The organism is Pseudarthrobacter sp. GA104, from assembly GCF_009741265.1.
In the GTDB taxonomy this organism is placed as follows: Bacteria; Actinomycetota; Actinomycetes; order Actinomycetales; family Micrococcaceae; genus Arthrobacter.
Map to the genome: position 1 here is coordinate 919,539 of NZ_WOWL01000001.1, position 15,223 is coordinate 934,761.

The 15,223-nt window shown below is 65.4% G+C and carries 16 protein-coding genes; 5 read left to right on the top strand and 11 right to left on the bottom strand.

The features are described from left to right. Positions 1-37 precede the first annotated feature (37 nt). Complete coding sequence (locus GK109_RS04075) at positions 38-1,237, bottom strand: amidohydrolase (RefSeq protein WP_321215706.1); 1,200 nt, start codon at positions 1,235-1,237, stop codon at positions 38-40. Between the two features lie 56 nt (positions 1,238-1,293). Continuing rightward, positions 1,294-2,427, bottom strand: coding sequence for a mannose-1-phosphate guanylyltransferase (locus GK109_RS04080; RefSeq protein WP_157238756.1), 1,134 nt, complete (start codon positions 2,425-2,427; stop codon positions 1,294-1,296). 284 nt (positions 2,428-2,711) lie between these two features. Here GK109_RS04080 and sdhC point away from each other — a divergent pair, with 284 nt between their 5' ends. The 5 genes from sdhC (at position 2,712) to GK109_RS04105 (ending at position 7,115) form a co-directional block, all read left to right on the top strand. Continuing rightward, positions 2,712-3,092: a succinate dehydrogenase, cytochrome b556 subunit gene (sdhC, locus tag GK109_RS04085; RefSeq protein WP_104997177.1), complete on the top strand. Its 381-nt coding sequence runs from the start codon at positions 2,712-2,714 to the stop codon at positions 3,090-3,092. Between the two features lie 3 nt (positions 3,093-3,095). Continuing rightward, positions 3,096-3,557 carry a succinate dehydrogenase hydrophobic membrane anchor subunit gene (locus GK109_RS04090; protein ID WP_157238757.1) on the top strand — a complete coding sequence of 154 codons (462 nt, stop codon included), beginning with the start codon at positions 3,096-3,098 and terminating at the stop codon, positions 3,555-3,557. Between the two features lie 108 nt (positions 3,558-3,665). Next, positions 3,666-5,465: a succinate dehydrogenase flavoprotein subunit gene (gene sdhA / locus GK109_RS04095; RefSeq protein ID WP_157238758.1), complete on the top strand. Its 1,800-nt coding sequence runs from the start codon at positions 3,666-3,668 to the stop codon at positions 5,463-5,465. Positions 5,466-5,467: 2 nt separating this feature from the next. Further along, positions 5,468-6,250, top strand: coding sequence for a succinate dehydrogenase iron-sulfur subunit (locus GK109_RS04100; RefSeq protein WP_157238759.1), 783 nt, complete (start codon positions 5,468-5,470; stop codon positions 6,248-6,250). A gap of 94 nt (positions 6,251-6,344) precedes the next feature. Beyond that, a complete protein-coding gene (locus tag GK109_RS04105; RefSeq protein WP_321215705.1) occupies positions 6,345-7,115 on the top strand; it encodes an alpha/beta fold hydrolase in 771 nt (256 codons plus the stop codon). Here GK109_RS04105 and GK109_RS04110 read toward each other — a convergent pair. From GK109_RS04110 to GK109_RS04150, 9 genes are all read right to left on the bottom strand, one after another. Continuing rightward, positions 7,072-8,121, bottom strand: coding sequence for a YihY/virulence factor BrkB family protein (locus tag GK109_RS04110; protein ID WP_157242630.1), 1,050 nt, complete (start codon positions 8,119-8,121; stop codon positions 7,072-7,074). The two genes, GK109_RS04105 and GK109_RS04110, sit on opposite strands and share 44 nt — an antisense overlap. 97 nt (positions 8,122-8,218) lie before the next feature. After that, on the bottom strand, positions 8,219-8,881 hold the full coding sequence (locus GK109_RS04115) for a 2'-5' RNA ligase family protein (protein WP_231754792.1): 663 nt from the start codon (positions 8,879-8,881) through the stop codon (positions 8,219-8,221). A 4-nt stretch (positions 8,882-8,885) separates the two neighbouring features. After that, positions 8,886-9,929 (bottom strand): tryptophan--tRNA ligase, encoded by a 1,044-nt coding sequence (gene trpS, locus GK109_RS04120; RefSeq protein ID WP_157238760.1) that lies wholly within the window; start codon positions 9,927-9,929, stop codon positions 8,886-8,888. A gap of 21 nt (positions 9,930-9,950) precedes the next feature. After that, positions 9,951-10,784 (bottom strand): exodeoxyribonuclease III, encoded by an 834-nt coding sequence (locus tag GK109_RS04125; RefSeq protein WP_321215704.1) that lies wholly within the window; start codon positions 10,782-10,784, stop codon positions 9,951-9,953. Between the two features lie 10 nt (positions 10,785-10,794). Continuing rightward, positions 10,795-11,355: a hypothetical protein gene (locus tag GK109_RS04130; RefSeq protein ID WP_157238761.1), complete on the bottom strand. Its 561-nt coding sequence runs from the start codon at positions 11,353-11,355 to the stop codon at positions 10,795-10,797. A gap of 139 nt (positions 11,356-11,494) precedes the next feature. Next, positions 11,495-12,328 carry an ABC transporter permease gene (locus tag GK109_RS04135; protein WP_370460390.1) on the bottom strand — a complete coding sequence of 278 codons (834 nt, stop codon included), beginning with the start codon at positions 12,326-12,328 and terminating at the stop codon, positions 11,495-11,497. Further along, entirely contained in the window at positions 12,325-13,170 is an 846-nt protein-coding gene (locus GK109_RS04140; protein ID WP_157238762.1) for an ABC transporter permease, read from the bottom strand. Before GK109_RS04140 ends, GK109_RS04135 begins: the two co-directional genes overlap by 4 nt. After that, complete coding sequence (locus tag GK109_RS04145; RefSeq protein ID WP_370460391.1) at positions 13,163-14,164, bottom strand: ABC transporter ATP-binding protein; 1,002 nt, start codon at positions 14,162-14,164, stop codon at positions 13,163-13,165. The genes GK109_RS04140 and GK109_RS04145 overlap by 8 nt, the downstream gene beginning before the upstream one ends. Before the next feature lie 136 nt (positions 14,165-14,300). Beyond that, positions 14,301-15,221 carry a bifunctional methylenetetrahydrofolate dehydrogenase/methenyltetrahydrofolate cyclohydrolase gene (locus GK109_RS04150; RefSeq protein WP_157238763.1) on the bottom strand — a complete coding sequence of 307 codons (921 nt, stop codon included), beginning with the start codon at positions 15,219-15,221 and terminating at the stop codon, positions 14,301-14,303. Between the last annotated feature and the right edge of the window lie 2 nt (positions 15,222-15,223).

The following is a 15,223-nucleotide window of genomic DNA, read 5'->3' on the forward strand; positions in this document are numbered from 1 at the left end:
GTGCCCGACGCAATCGGGCACACCCCGCTTCCCGGAATTAGATGTCGCGGATGGTGCGCAGCGCGGCTGCAGTGAGAACGCGGATGCCCAGGCCCAGGGCCCGCTCGTCCACGATGTAGTCCCCGCGGTGCAGGTCGTATTCCTCGCCGCCGGGAGTCTTGGTGCCCAAGCGCATCATGGCTCCGGGAAGTTCCGCAAGGAACCACGCGAAGTCCTCCCCGCCCATGGACTGCGGGGTCAGGACCACGGCGCTTTCCCCGATTTCGGCGCGTGCGGCCGCTTCGATGATGGCCGTCTCATGCTCCGAGTTCACTACCGGCGGCACTCCCCTGGTGTGCTCCAGCCGCACGTCCACGCCATAGGGCGCGGCCACCTGGTGGACCACCTCGTCCAAGAGTTCGCCGGCCTCGTGCCACGCGTCGCGGTCCAGGCACCGCATGGTTCCCGCCATGTAGCCGGTGCCGGGAATGGCGTTGGGTGCCGAACCCGCGGAGATCTGCCCCCACACCACGGACACCCCGCTGCGGACATCCAGCCGGCGCGAGAGCACCGCGGGCACGCTCACTGCGATCTGTGCCAGCGCAAAGACCAGTTCTTCCGTCAGGTGCGGCCGGGACGTGTGCCCGCCGCGGCCGGACAGCTCGATCCGGATGGTGTCGGAGGCTGAGGTGATGGCGCCGATGCGCGTCCCGATCTTGCCCACGTCGATCCGGGGATCACAGTGCAGGGCCAGGATCCTCGGCACGCCGTCCAGGACGCCCTGCTCGATGCAGGCATGGGCTCCGCCTGGCATGGTTTCCTCAGCCGGCTGGAAGATGATGCGGACAGTGGCGCCGAGCGGCTCGTCCTGGTGCATCCGGTGCAGCACCAGGGCGATGCCCAGCATGGTGGTGGTGTGGACGTCGTGGCCGCAGGCGTGGGTGACGCCGTGGTTCTTCGAGGCGAACGGCAGGCCGGTCTCCTCGATGATGGGCAGGGCATCGATGTCACCGCGCAGTGCCGTGGCAATGGGCCCCTCCCCCACGTCCACCGTGAGGCCGGTGCCCTCCAGGCGGCGCGGCGTGAGGCCGGCAGCTTCAAGCCGCTCGGCGAGCTTGTCCGTGGTGCGGAATTCCTTGAAGGAGAGTTCCGGGTGTGCGTGGAGGTCCCTGCGGAAGTCGATCAGTTCCGGCAGGAGCGGCTCGAGCCACGGAGCCACCAGGGCGGTGGGCTCGGCTTCAGTAGTGTAATTGCGCACTGTTTCACTCTAGCGAGAGTGTCGGCATTAGCGGCCATCACGGTCGCCGCGTTACATCAGAGGACGTCGGTATCCCCGCTGGCTTTGAGGGCGTCGACGGCGGCCTTGACCCGCTGGGAGTTGGCCATGGTGGTCACCAGCAGCGCGTCCGGCGTGTCCACGATGACAACATCCTGGATTCCGATCAGGGCGATCACGCGCTTGGTGTCGGTGACCACCACGCCGCTGGAGTTTTCCGTGAAGACGCGCGCGCCTTCCCCCAGCACAGTGACGTCGTCAACTTCCTTGGCACTGTTGAGCCGGCCCACGGAGGCGAAGTCGCCGACGTCGTCCCAGCGGAAGGAGCCAGGCACGACGGCGACGTCCCCGGCTTCGGCGGCAGGCTCGGCCACCGCGTAGTCAATGGCGATCTTCGGCAGGGTGGGCCAGACGCGGGCGGTGACCTCGTCCCGCTCGGGAGTGTCCCAGGCCCGTGCGATTTCCTGCAGGCCGCCGAACAGTTCGGGCTGGTTGGCTTCCAGGTGCTTGAGCAGCAGCGCCACGGGCGCCACGAACATGCCGGCGTTCCATACGTAGTTGCCGCTGTCCACGTACTGCTGGGCCACTTGCTCGTCCGGCTTTTCGACGAACTCCACCACGTCCTGGGCGCTCGGAGCACCGTCGATGTGAAGGGCCTGGCCGGAGCGGATGTAGCCGAACCCCGTGGACGGGTGGGTGGGCTTGATGCCGATGGTCACGATCTTGCCGGCAGCCGCAGTGTGGATTGCCTCGCGGACTGCCTCCTGGAAGAGGTGGTCCGGGCTGATCACCTGGTCCGCAGCGAAGGAACCCATGATCGTGTCGGGGTCGCGCTCGTGGAGGATCGCGGCGGCAAGGCCGATCGCTGCCGCGGAATCCTTTGGCTCGGACTCGAGGACGAGATCCGAATCCTCGAGTTCCGGAAGCTGGCGGCACACCGCATCGCGGTGGGCCTTCCCGGTAACCACCAGCACCTTGCTTCCGGCAAGCGGGTGCAGCCGGTCATAGGTGGCACGCAACAGGGTGCTGCCGGAGCCGGTGAGGTCGTGCAGGAATTTGGGAGCTGCGGCGCGTGACAGGGGCCAGAGGCGGGTCCCCACGCCGCCGGCCGGGATCACCGCGATGAAGCGGTCAAGGGGTGATGCCGGGCTTGTCACTTTGTCTGTACTCATCACCGCCTACTTTAGCGGAACGGGCAATGCACCCTCCGTCAAGCGGTTCAGGCCCCTGCCGGACGGCAAATTGGCAGCCATGCCCGGCACTGGCCGCGGCGAGTGTGTCCTTTGTCTCAAAATTTCGCGGGATCCGCGCAACTGCTGGTCACCAAGGAACTCCTAAATTGAATAAGCTGTCAGCGAAGCCTAGATTTAGGCCTGAGCTACGAGTGCTCTCGCAGCAGGCGTTCCCCCCGCGTGGATCTCATGCCAGCGCCGCTGTGTTGCAGGGAGGTTTATCAGTGCCGACAAAACCAGCTGGCACCTTGTACCGCGGCCGTGAAGGCATGTGGTCTTGGGTAGGACACCGCATTACCGGTGTAGTGATCTTTTTCTTCTTGTTGGTCCACGTTTTGGACACCTCCTTGGTGCGCGTGTCTCCAGAGGCCTACACCACCGTGATCGGTGCCTACAAGAACCCCCTCATGGCCCTGGGTGAGACGGGCCTTGTTGCCGCCATTGTCTTCCACGCCTTCAACGGCCTGCGGATCATCGCGGTTGACTTCTGGAAGAAGGGCGCCAAGTACCAGCGGCAGATGCTGTGGGCAGTCCTTGCACTCTGGCTTGTCACCATGGTCGCCTTCTCCATCCGCCACCTGTCCCTCGCCCTCGGAGGTCACTAAGCCATGAGTGCAACAATCGAAAGTCCGCGCAGCGGGCGGATCGCCCCGCAGTACCGCCGTCACGGCGGGAGCAAGGGCAACTTCGAGATGCTCGCATGGCTCTTCATGCGGCTCTCCGGCGTGGTCCTTGTGGTCCTGATCTTCGGGCACCTCTTTGTGAACCTCCTGGTGGGCGAGGGCATCCACGCCATCGACTTCGGTTTTGTGGCCGGCAAGTGGGCCGACCCGTTCTGGCAGTTCTGGGACCTCGCCATGCTGTGGCTGGCCATGCTGCACGGAACCAACGGCGTCCGCACCATCATTAACGACTACGCCGAAAAGGACTCAACCCGCCGCTGGCTGAAGACGGTCCTCTACTCGGCCACCGTCGTCATCATCGTCCTGGGCACCCTGGTGATCTTCACCTTCGACCCTTGCCCCGTCGTCGACGGCGTGCCCCTGCCTGGCGGATTCTGCCCTGCCTAGCACCGGCACCGCCCCGGGCCCGCGGGTACAACCGCGGGCCCTGTTTTGCGGCGCAGGCCACGCCGGCCCGTTGTTTTATAGCGAATTTTGAGAGAAAGAGCATCTGGTATGCAGGTCCATAAGTACGACGTCGTCATCGTCGGTGCCGGTGGCGCTGGCATGCGCGCCGCGATCGAATCAGGTCAGCGCGCGCGCACAGCAGTACTGACCAAGCTCTACCCCACCCGCTCGCACACCGGTGCGGCGCAGGGTGGCATGTGTGCGGCCCTTGCCAACGTCGAAGAAGACAACTGGGAATGGCACACGTTCGACACCATTAAGGGCGGCGACTACCTGGTTGACCAGGACGCCGCTGAGGTCATGGCGAAGGAAGCCATCGACGCCGTGCTTGACCTCGAAAAGATGGGCCTGCCGTTCAACCGCACGCCCGAAGGCCGGATTGACCAGCGCCGGTTCGGCGGGCACACCCGCGACCACGGCAAGGCCCCTGTCCGCCGCGCCTGCTACGCCGCGGACCGCACCGGCCACATGATCCTGCAGACCCTCTACCAGAACTGCGTCAAGCACAACGTTGAGTTCTACAACGAGTACTACGTCCTGGACCTGCTGACGGTCGAAGAGGATGCTGTCCGCGCGGACGGTACGCCCTACAAGCAGAAGCGCGTTGCCGGCGTCGTCTCCTACGACCTCGCCTCGGGCGAACTGCACGTCTTCCAGGCCAAGTCCGTGGTGTTCGCCTCCGGCGGCGCAGGCAAGGTCTTCAAGACCACCTCCAACGCGCATACCCTGACCGGCGACGGCATGGGCATCGCCTTCCGCCGCGGCATCCCCCTGGAGGACATGGAGTTCTTCCAGTTCCACCCGACCGGCCTGGCCGGCCTGGGCATCCTCCTTTCCGAGGCTGCCCGCGGTGAGGGTGCCATCCTGCGCAACTCCGAGGGTGAGCGCTTCATGGAGCGTTACGCCCCCACCATCAAGGACCTGGCGCCCCGCGACATCGTGGCACGCTCCATGGCCAACGAGGTCCGCGAGGGCCGAGGCTGCGGCCCGAACAAGGACTACGTCCTCCTGGACCTTACGCACCTCGAGCCCGCGCACATCGATGCCAAGCTCCCGGACATCACCGAGTTCGCCCGCACTTACCTGGGTGTGGAGCCGTACACGGAGCCCGTCCCCGTGTTCCCCACCGCGCACTACGCCATGGGCGGCATTCCCACCAACATCACCACCGAGGTCCTGCAGGACAACGACACCGTGGTCCCGGGCCTGTACGCAGCCGGCGAAGTTGCGTGCGTGTCCGTTCACGGCTCCAACCGCCTCGGCACCAACTCGCTGCTGGACATCAATGTGTTCGGCAAGCGTGCCGGCATCGCCGCGGCAGAATACGCCAAGACGGCTGACTTCGTGGAACTGCCCGAGAACCCGCTGGCGTACACCACCGAACTGCTGGATATAGCCCGCAACGGCAGCGGTGACGAGAAGGTGGCTGTGATCCGCAAGGAACTCCAGGACACCATGGACGCCAACATGCAGGTGTTCCGCACGGCGGAGACGCTGAACCAGGTCCTCCGCGACATCGCTTCCTTCGAGGAGCGGTACAGGCGCATCAACGTCCAGGACAAGGGCAAGCGCTTCAACCTGGACCTGCTTGAGGCCGTTGAGCTCGGCTTCCTGCTGGAACTGGCCAAGGTCATGACCGTGGCCGCCCTGCACCGTGAGGAATCCCGGGGCGGACACTTCCGCGAGGACTTCCCCGAGCGTGACGACGAGAAATTCATGAAGCACTCCATGGCGTACAAGGATGACCACGCGCCGGCGGACGGATCGGCTGAGTCAATTGCCGGCATCCGCCTGGCCACCAAGCCGGTCGTCTTTACCCGCTACGAGCCGATGGTGAGGAAGTACTAAAGATGACCGCTGAAATCGCTGAGCCAGCCTCAAAGATTGAACTGCCTGCCGGCGTCGGCGGTGGCGGCGAGATCCCCACGTTCGATGTGCACCTGCGCGTCCGGCGGTACAACCCGGAGGTTTCCGAGGAAGCCACGTGGGACGATTTCCACCTGACCATGTACGGCACGGACCGTGTCCTGGACGCCCTGCACAAGGTCAAGTGGGAAACGGACGGCACGCTGTCCTTCCGCCGCTCCTGCGCCCACGGTGTGTGCGGCTCCGATGCCATGCGCATCAACGGCCGCAACCGCCTGGCCTGCAAGACGCTCCTCAAGGACCTGGACACGTCCAAGCCCATCACGGTGGAGCCCATCAAGGGCCTGCCGGTGGAAAAGGACCTCATCGTGGACATGGAGCCCTTCTTCCAGTCGTACCGCGAAGTCATGCCCTTCCTGATCAACAAGGGCCACGAGCCCACCCGGGAACGCCTCCAGTCCGCCGAGGACCGTGAGCGCTTTGACGACACCACCAAGTGCATCCTCTGCGCCGCGTGCACGTCCTCCTGCCCCGTGTTCTGGACCGACGGGCAGTACTTCGGCCCCGCCGCGATCGTCAACGCACACCGCTTCATCTTCGATTCCCGCGATGATGCCGGCGACATGCGCCTGGAGATCCTCAACGACAAGGAAGGCGTGTGGCGCTGCCGCACCACCTTCAACTGCTCGGAGGCATGCCCCCGCGGCATCCAGGTGACCCAGGCAATCGCCGAGGTCAAGCAGGCCATCCTGGCCCGCAAGATCTGACAAAGAATTTAGCTGACGACGGCGCCGTCCCCCACTTAGGGGGAGGGCGCCGTCGTTGTTTACAGGTTTAGACGCACAGCAGAAAGGGGACGCGGTGTCCCGCTCCGAAAAAGTAAGCTTTGAAGGCTCAACCGGCGAGATGCTCTCGGGAATCATCGACGTTCCGGAGGGGCCCGTCAAGGGTTGGGGAGTGTTCTCCCACGGTTTCACGCTGGGAAAGGACAGCCCGTCCGCGTCCCGGATGTGCAAGGCACTGGCGGACAGCGGGGTTGGCATGCTCCGGTTCGACAACCTTGGCCTGGGCGGCTCCGCGGGAGAATGGTCCGCCGGCTCCTTCAGCCACAAGGTGGCGGACACTGTGAAGGCCGCGGAGTTCATGCGCAGCGAAGGGAAGCCGATTTCCCTGTTGGTGGGCCATTCCTTCGGCGGCGCCGCGGTCCTGGCGGCGGCCCGGGAAATTCCAGAGCTCGACGCCGTCGCTACCGTGGGTGCGCCGTTTTCACCGAAGCACGTGGCACATGTCTTCGACGCGGCTTTGGACAAGATCCTGAGTGAAGGCAGCGCCGAAGTGGACCTCGGCGGAAAGCGGGTGGAGATCCGCAAGCACTTCGTGGAAGACCTGGAGAATGCCGACCTGACGGACTGCATCAAACAGCTTCACAAGCCGCTGATGGTGCTCCACTCCCCCACGGACAACACCGTGGGAATCGAAAATGCCAGCACCATCTTCCAGACGGCCCGGCATCCAAGGAACTTTGTGTCGCTCGAAGGCAGCGACCACCTGCTGACCGGCAAAGGCCAGGCAGCCAGGGCCGCGCGCATCATTGCTGCCTGGGCCGACCAGTACCTCGACGCCGGGCAGTAGCCGGGAAGCCCGCATCAGGATGCACGGGCACCTTCCCGGGCTGCACCTGGCGGGCACCCCACGTGCCCTTGTCATGGCCGGCGGAGGTGCCGTGCAGGTCCGCCTCCCGAATCGCGGCCCAGCCGGCTGAGACCAGGTAGACCTGGCTCACCAGGTTGAACCAGATCAGCAGGCCGATGATGATCGCGAACGGCGCCAGGATGGGATTGCGCCCTGCCCCGGCCAGCAGTTCGGTGCTGAAGATCTGCAATGTGGTGGTGCCCAGTGCCGCCAGGATGGTGCCTTCCAGCAGGGCCCGGCGCTCCAGCTTCAGGCTCCCCGCGAGCCGGAACATGATGAGCGCGGTAGCCCAGTTCAGGACCAGCGGGACAGCGATCTTGATCGACGTGGTCAGCGGACCGGCAACAGCATCATCGAGCCGCAGGAAGTCGGAAACCCAGCCGGCGGCGGTTCCAAACACCAGGGAAGCTCCGGCGCTGATCACCAGGGCCACGCCCAGTAGCAGCAACGTGCCTGCATCCCGGAGTTTCATGAGTATGGGGTTGACCAGCAGCGGTGGCAGCTCCAGCACGCCGCGCAGCCCGTCCCGGAGGCCGGCGATCCAGCCCAGGGACGTGATGACCGTGACCACGGCACCGATCAGCGCCGTCCAGCCGAGACCGTCCGGGTTCAGCAGGTCCTGGGGGTCAACCAGGCCATTGCCCCCGTTTAGCTTCAAGAGTCCCGGCGCGCTTTGGGCGACGCTGCTGATGATCGTGTCCAGGAGTGCCGGCTGTCCGCGCAGGACCAGGCCGGCAATGGAGAAGCCGGTGGTGAGGAGGCCGGTGATGGAGAAGAACATGTTGAAGCCGATGCCGGCGCTCATCAGCGGGCCGTGCTGAAGTGTGTAGTGCCGGAAGGCGCGCATGGGACGAAGGGCGTTAAGGCGGGCCAGAAGCCACTGGACCATGGCCATCAGGCCTGCCAGGGGCCCGTTGCCGGCCCTCCGTGCCTTGTTCCACGCCATCTGCTTCTGGATGACCGCGAGCTTCAGGTGGGCGTGGTCTGTGGGAAGGGGCTGCCGTTCGGGCTGCCTCGCCTGGTGCCGCAACGGGGTCCGTGAGTCAGGCGCCGCCGTCGTTGTCAGTTTGGGTCCCAAAGTCCAGCTCTTCCCGTAGCTGCCAGATGCCGTTGGCATCGTGCTCGTAAAGTCCCATGCTAACCACGGGGAAGGTGGCTCTGTAGTTCCGCAGCACCGTTTCGGCTTCGTCGAGGCTTTCCGGGGCCACATCATGGGCGATGGTGACGTGCGGGTGGTAGGCAAACGGCAACTCGCGGTGCAGGGGACCCTGCTGGAGCTTTTCGTGCAGGTCGACGCAGTCTTCGAAGCCGTCCTCAACGTTGATGAACACCACCGGCGAGACCGGACGGAAAGTTCCCGTTCCCGCGATGGTGACGGTGAAGGGCCGCTGCCGGCGGGCGACGTCCCTCACGTGCTCGCGGGTGGCCTCCCAATCCTTCGTAGGGGTAGTGGTCACCAGGGTGATGTGGGCCGGAACCACGTCCGCGAGGGGATCACCGAAGGACGCCCGCCAACGCTGCAGCTCCGCCGCGATGTCGGCCGGAAAGCCAAGGATGACGCCGACGCTGATGTCCTCCGTCCGGGATGGGCGGGCATGCGGCGCAACGCGACGATCTGCTGGGTCTCCGTGGGGGTTGGCTGCTGTCCCCGCCGTCCGGCGGGGGGAACGGGTGCCTTCCCTAGCGGTGACTTTGCTGGAGGACATAGCGCTAGTGGACTCCGGCGAGGCTGAGGGACGGAAGGAAACCCATGCGCTCGTACACCTGGGCGAGGGTCACTGAGGCAATTTCCCGGGCGCGCTCTGCCCCGTGTGCGAGCAGGCGGTCCAGCTCGGCCGGATCCGCCATCAGCTCGTTGGTGCGGTTCCGCAGGGGCGTGATGAAGTCCACCATTACCTCCGCAAGGTCCACTTTAAGATGGCCGTACATCTTGCCCTGGTACTCGGCTTCGAGCTCGGCCACCGTTTTTCCGGTCAAGGAAGAGTAAATAGTGAGCAGGTTGGAGACGCCGGGTTTCTCCTCCGGGTCAAACCGGATTTCAGTTCCGGCATCCGTCACTGCCGATTTGATGCGCTTGGCCGCGATCTTCGGGTCCTCCAGGAGCTGGATGATCCCGTTAGGTGATTCCCCGGTCTTGGACATCTTGGCGCTGGGGTTCTGCAGGTCGTAGATCTTGGCGCTTTCCTTGACGATGGTCGCCTCGGGAACGGTGAAGGTGGGACCAAAGCGGGTATTGAAGCGCTGCGCCAGGTTCCGGGTGAGCTCCAGGTGCTGCCGCTGGTCCTCGCCTACCGGCACCAGGTCCGTCTGGTACAGCAGGATGTCCGCAGCCATGAGGGTGGGATAGGCAAAAAGCCCCAGGGTGGCGGCGTCGGCGCCGGACTTCTGGGTCTTGTCCTTGAACTGGGTCATGCGCGAGGCTTCGCCGAAACCGGTGATGCAGTTCAATGCCCAGGCCAGCTGCGCATGTTCGGGCACGTGGGACTGGACGAAAAAGATGCTCTTGTCCGGATCGATGCCCGCTGCGATGTACTGCGCGGCAACGATCCGGGTGCGCTTGGCCAGCTCGGCCGGATCGAAGTCCACGGTGATGGCGTGCAGGTCCGGGATGAAGAAGACGGCGTCGTACTCAGCCTGCATGTCCACCCAGTTGCGGACGGCGCCGATGTAGTTGCCCAGGTGCAGGGAATCGGCCGTTGGCTTGGCGCCGGAGAGGATGCGCTTCTTTGCGGCTGGCGAAGTTGGGGTAGTCATGTGGGAGGAAACCTTCGGGGCTTAGAGCTGGTAATCCACTACCAGCGGGGCATGGTCGGAGAAGCGGGTATCCCACGACGCCGCACGGTCCACCACCGCTGAGATCGCGGAGGCGGCCAGCGCCGGGGTGGCCAGGTGGTAGTCGATGCGCCAGCCGGTGTCATTGTCAAAGGCCTTGCCGCGCTGCGACCACCAGGTGTATGGCCCGTCAACCGGTCCAGCCAGGTTGCGGTGCACGTCATGCCAGCCGATTTCCTCGCCGAAGAACCTGTCAAAGTACGCGCGTTCTTCCGGCAGGTGGCCCGCCCTCTTGACGTTGGCTTTTGAGTTGCGGATGTCCAGCGGCGTGTGGGCCACGTTAAGGTCGCCCACCACCAGGGCGTGGTCGCTGTGCTTGGTCAGTTCCGGGAGCCTGGTGCTCATGACCTCCAGGAACCTGAATTTGTCATCCTGCTTCGCCGTGCCCACCTCGCCGGAGTGGACGTAGGCACTGGCCACGGTGAGCTGCACGGGTTCTCCCGCCGCATCCCGTAAGCGGAAGTCGGCCTCAACCCAGCGCCCGGCGGTGGCGAAGTAGTCGTCACCGATGCCGTTGCGGGTTTCCAGCGGCTCCTCACGCGATGCGATAGCGACGCCGGCCCGGCCCTTGGCCTCAGCCTCGGCGTGCAGGATGTGCCAGCCTTCGCCCAGCAGCTGGCGCACGATGGCGTCAGGGGCGCGGACTTCCTGCAGGCAGAGGATGTCCACTCCGCGCGGCTCCAGCCATGCCGCCATGCCGTTCTTGAAGGCAGCCCGGAGGCCGTTGACGTTGACGGATGCGATGCGAAGGTGGTCCTTGTTCAATGCCGAGCTCACCCGCTCCACTCTAGTCGATGATGGTTCCGGTGACCGGCTCTCCACTGCCGCCCGAGGACTTGATCATGTCCCTGGCGTTGGTGGCCGTGATCTCAATGGTTTCGAGTGCCCGGTGGATGGTGTCCTGGTTGGCGGCGGCACCCTTGGCGCGCTCCTCCTCCACCACGCGGACCTGGACCTGGACAATCTTGAATGAGTGGTCCAGCTTGAGGTCGCGGACCTCCTCAGCCTGGCTGCGCTCGGCAACAACCCGGGTTCCACCCTGGTCTGCTGCGGCGTAGGGGCCGCGCCCTGCAGCGGACGTGAACGCGTTCTGGGCTTCGCTGAGCTTGGCGCCGGCCCTCTTTGCCGCCTTCTGGATGCTGAACACCACAAAGCAGGCCAGCGCGAGCCAGAAGGCTGCGATGACCGCAACAACCCAGCCCACGACGTCGTTCTGGTTGGCGGCGAAGATCACGGCCACAACGAACGCGGTGACCAGGACCATCAGTCCCGGGCCGCTGATGCGGAACATGGAGAATCCGCCCCTGGCGGGTTTGGAGGATGACTTGGAGCTGCCCAGAGATTGCATGCACCCATTCTCTCAAACCCCCGGGTGTGCTCCTGCCGCCTTCCACCTCCGGCGAACAGCGCCCCTCCCTCCCAACTAGGTAGCGCCAAGTGTCGTTTTGAACCCCCAAAACGACACTTAGCGCTACCTAGTTGGGGGGCTACTTCAGGAAGAGCTGGCGCAGGCGGACCGTGGTGAGCAGCATGCCGACGGCGGTCATCACCAGGTAGTAGCCGATGTGGACGGGGGTGGCAGCGGTGAAGGCGCCCACGCTGATCTGGCGCAGCAGTTCGACGCCGTGCCAGAGCGGCATGGCCTGGATCAGCCACTGGATGGGCTGCGGGTAGACGCTCAGCGGGTAGAACGTGGCGCTGAACAGGAACATGGGCAGCATCACGAAGTTGACCCAGTCCATCTGCTGGAAGGTCTTCAGGAAACTGGTGATCCCCATCCCGATGCTCGCGAAGCCGAAGGCGATCAGCACGGAGGCAGGCACCATCAGGAGCGCCCAGGGTGTGGTGATCAATCCCATGACCCCCATCACCGCCGTGAAACCCATGGCGTAGAGCAGGCCGCGCAGGAGCGCCAGGAAGATCTCCCCGAGGACAACGTCCAGCGGCCCCAGCGAGGTGTACAGCATGCCCTGGTACAGCTTCGCGAAGTTCATTTTGAAGAACACGTTCCAGGTGGAGTCGTAGACCGCGCCGTTCATCGCCGAGACTGCCAGCAGGGCCGGGGCAATGTATGCGGCGTAGCTGATCTCCCCGCCGCCCGGGCCCTGGACGGAGCCCACGATTGCGCCGAGCCCCACCCCCATGGAGATGAGGAACAGGACCGGCTCGAAGAACCCGGAGAGCATCACCAGCCAGTTTGTGCTCCGGGTGGCCAGCAGGCCGCGCGAAATGACGGCCCTGGCGTTGCGCGAATACAGCGGCCCGAACGTCCTGCTGCGGGCCTGGTCCGGCGCGCTTTTCACTGGCAGCCCGGCGCTCACCTGCCCATCCTTGCCGCGAACTGCCGCCGGGTCAGGAACCAGCCCAGCGCCGCCGGGGCCACGAGCACCACCGCGTGGAGGACGGTGAGCAGCGGCGGCTGCTGGTACCCGTAGCTGAACACCCGTCCCAGTTCGGTGCCATGCCAGATGGGCGAGATCCAGCCCACCCAGCGCACCGCCAGGGGAAGGCTGTCCAGCGGAAAGAAGGTCCCGGAGAACAGGAAGAGCGGCATCACGATAAACCGCATCACCAGCGCAAACTGGCCCTTGTCCTCGGTGATGGAGGCCGAGTAGGCCATCAGCGGCAGGCCAAAGGAAAGGCCCGCGAGCGTTGCCACCAGGATGGTGGCCCAGCCCCAGCCGCCGGGCGCGGCACCGAAGAGGACAACAGCGGCGAAGTAGACGGCGGACTGCAGCAGGAGGCGCAGGGTCACCGCCATGATGTGGCCCGCCGCAATCTGCTGGGGAGTCAGCGGCGAGGCGTGCGGCCCGTAGTAGGTGCGGCGCCATTTGAACCCGTCCATCACGGGGAACGTGAACTCGTTGGTGGCCGTCATCACGGACGCGGACACCAGCAGCGCCGGGGCCACAAAGGTCACGTAGCCCACTCCCCCGAAGGCCTCCGCGCCCTGCGCGTCTACAAGGGTGGCCAGGCCCACGCCCATGGCAAACAGGTACGCCACCGGGTGGCCCACGCTGTACATGATGATGGACCAGCCGTAGCCCTTCATCACCCGCAGCACCTGCTCTGCGTAATAGAACGCGCCCCACCGCCGCGCCCTGGCAGCCGCAATGTCCGGGCTGTGGGCCCGCAACGCCTCCCTTGCCGTGCCGTCAGTCAACAAGGCTTCTGCCCGTCAACCGCAGGAACACGTCCTCCAGCGAGGACCTCCGCACCAGCGATGTCAGCGGCCGCAGGCCGCGGGACGCCACCTGCTCAAGGGTGGACTCGCCGTCGTGCGCGTAAATCAGCACCCGGTCCGGGAGGACCTCCAGCCGCTCCCCGATGCCCTGCAGCTCCGAGGCGATCGTGGTGTTCCGCTCGGATCCGAACCGCAGCTCAACCACCTCGCGGGTGGAGTGCTCGCGGATCAGCTGCGCGGGCGATCCCTCAGCCATGATCCTGCCCTTGTCCACCACGATCAGCCGGTCGCAAAGCTGCTCGGCCTCGTCCATGTAGTGGGTTGTCAGGATAAGGGTGACGCCCTGTTCCTTGAGCCGGAACAGGCGGTCCCAGAGGATGTGCCGGGCCTGCGGATCCAGGCCGGTGGTGGGCTCGTCCAGCAAAAGGATCCGGGGTTCGTTGATCAACGAACGCGCGATGGTCAGCCGCCGCTTCATGCCGCCGGACAGCGCGTCCACTTTGGATTTCGCCTTGTCCGTCAGCTGCGCGAATTCCAGCAGTTCGTCGGCCTTCGGCTTCAGGTAACTCATGGGCAGGCCGAAGTAGCGCCCGTAGACCAGGAGGTTGTCCCGGACCCGGAGCTCCTCATCCAGGTTGTCCTGCTGCGGCACCACGCCCAGGTGCGCCCGCACTTCGGGCCCGTGCGAGTCCGGGTCGAGGCCCAGGATGCGGAGGTTTCCGGAGGTGCGCCGGGTGACGCCGCCGATCATTTTCATGGTGGTGGATTTGCCGGCACCGTTCGGGCCCAGCAGGCCAAAGGACTCCCCCGCCGCGACGCTGAAGGAGATTCCGTCCACGGCGGCCACGTCGCCGTAGGTCTTGGTCAGGTTCTCTGCCGTAATGACCGTACGGTGGTCTTCGCTTCGCGGCCCGGCGGCAGGCTGGGCAGGGCCGACTGCTGCGCCCGGCGGCACGGCGGCTTTGTTGTGCACCCTCCGCAGACTAGTAGAGCTGCGGCGCAGGTGGAAGGGGACTGCCACTTCTGCGCTTAAAAGTCCGACGGCGGCACGGCCGCGTTCGTGTGAAAGGTGCCGTGCCGCCGTCGTGCTTTGCTGTTTTGGCCTGGTGCTAGGCGCTTCCCGGGCCGCTCTTCTGTGCCACCTGGCGTTCCGCGGCTTCCACCACGTTCGTCATCAGCAGCGCCACGGTCATGGGACCGACGCCTCCGGGGTTCGGTGAAATCCAGCCGGCCACCTCAGCCACGGCGGGGTCGATATCACCGTAAACCCGGCTCTTGCCGGTCTCGGGATCGGTTTCCCGGGTGACGCCCACGTCCAGCACGGCCGCGCCGGGCTTCACGTCGGAGGCCTTGACGATGTGCTTGGCACCGGCCGCGCCCACAATGACGTCCGCCTGCCGCAGCAGTTCCGGGAGGTTCTCGGTTCCCGTGTGCGTCAGCGTCACCGTGGCATTGACGGCGCGCCGGGTGAGCAGCAGCCCGATCGAGCGGCCGATGGTGACGCCGCGGCCCACCACCACAACATGCTTGCCTTTGAGGCTGTAGCCGTTGCGCTCCAGGAGCTCGATCACGCCGCGGGGCGTGCACGGCAGCGGCGAGGTGATCTCCCCGTTGACGTTGAGCACCAGCTTGCCAAGGTTGGTGGGGTGCAGGCCGTCGGCATCCTTGGCGGGGTCGATGCGCTCCAGGATCGCATCGGTGTCCAGGTGCTTGGGCAGCGGCAGCTGGACGATGTATCCGTGGCAGGCGGGGTCCGCATTGAGTTCGTCAATGAGGGCCTCGACCTGCTCCTGGGTGGCATCGGCCGGCAGCTCGCGCTGGATCGAGTTCATCCCGATTTCCGCGGACTGCTTGTGCTTCATGGACACGTACAGCTGCGAGGCCGGATCCGCTCCCACGAGGACGGTTGCGATGCCGGGCGTTACGCCCTTGGCCTTGAGTGCGGCCACGCGTTCGGCCAGCTCGGCCTTGATGGCGGCGGCGGCAAGCTTGCCGTCAAGGACCTTTGCGGTCTGGGTGGTTTCAGTCATGG

Bases quoted from the DNA above. Each gene is read 5' to 3' on its own strand.
- GK109_RS04110 (WP_157242630.1), bottom strand. From the start codon at position 8,121: ATGGCGTGGAACAAGGCACGGAGGGCCGGCAACGGGCCCCTGGCAGGC.
- GK109_RS04080 (WP_157238756.1), bottom strand. From the start codon at position 2,427: ATGAGTACAGACAAAGTGACAAGCCCGGCATCACCCCTTGACCGCTTC.
- trpS (WP_157238760.1), bottom strand. From the start codon at position 9,929: ATGACTACCCCAACTTCGCCAGCCGCAAAGAAGCGCATCCTCTCCGGC.
- GK109_RS04150 (WP_157238763.1), bottom strand. From the start codon at position 15,221: ATGACTGAAACCACCCAGACCGCAAAGGTCCTTGACGGCAAGCTTGCC.
- GK109_RS04100 (WP_157238759.1), top strand. From the start codon at position 5,468: ATGACCGCTGAAATCGCTGAGCCAGCCTCAAAGATTGAACTGCCTGCC.
- GK109_RS04130 (WP_157238761.1), bottom strand. From the start codon at position 11,355: ATGCAATCTCTGGGCAGCTCCAAGTCATCCTCCAAACCCGCCAGGGGC.
- GK109_RS04090 (WP_157238757.1), top strand. From the start codon at position 3,096: ATGAGTGCAACAATCGAAAGTCCGCGCAGCGGGCGGATCGCCCCGCAG.
- sdhA (WP_157238758.1), top strand. From the start codon at position 3,666: ATGCAGGTCCATAAGTACGACGTCGTCATCGTCGGTGCCGGTGGCGCT.
- GK109_RS04115 (WP_231754792.1), bottom strand. From the start codon at position 8,881: ATGTCCTCCAGCAAAGTCACCGCTAGGGAAGGCACCCGTTCCCCCCGC.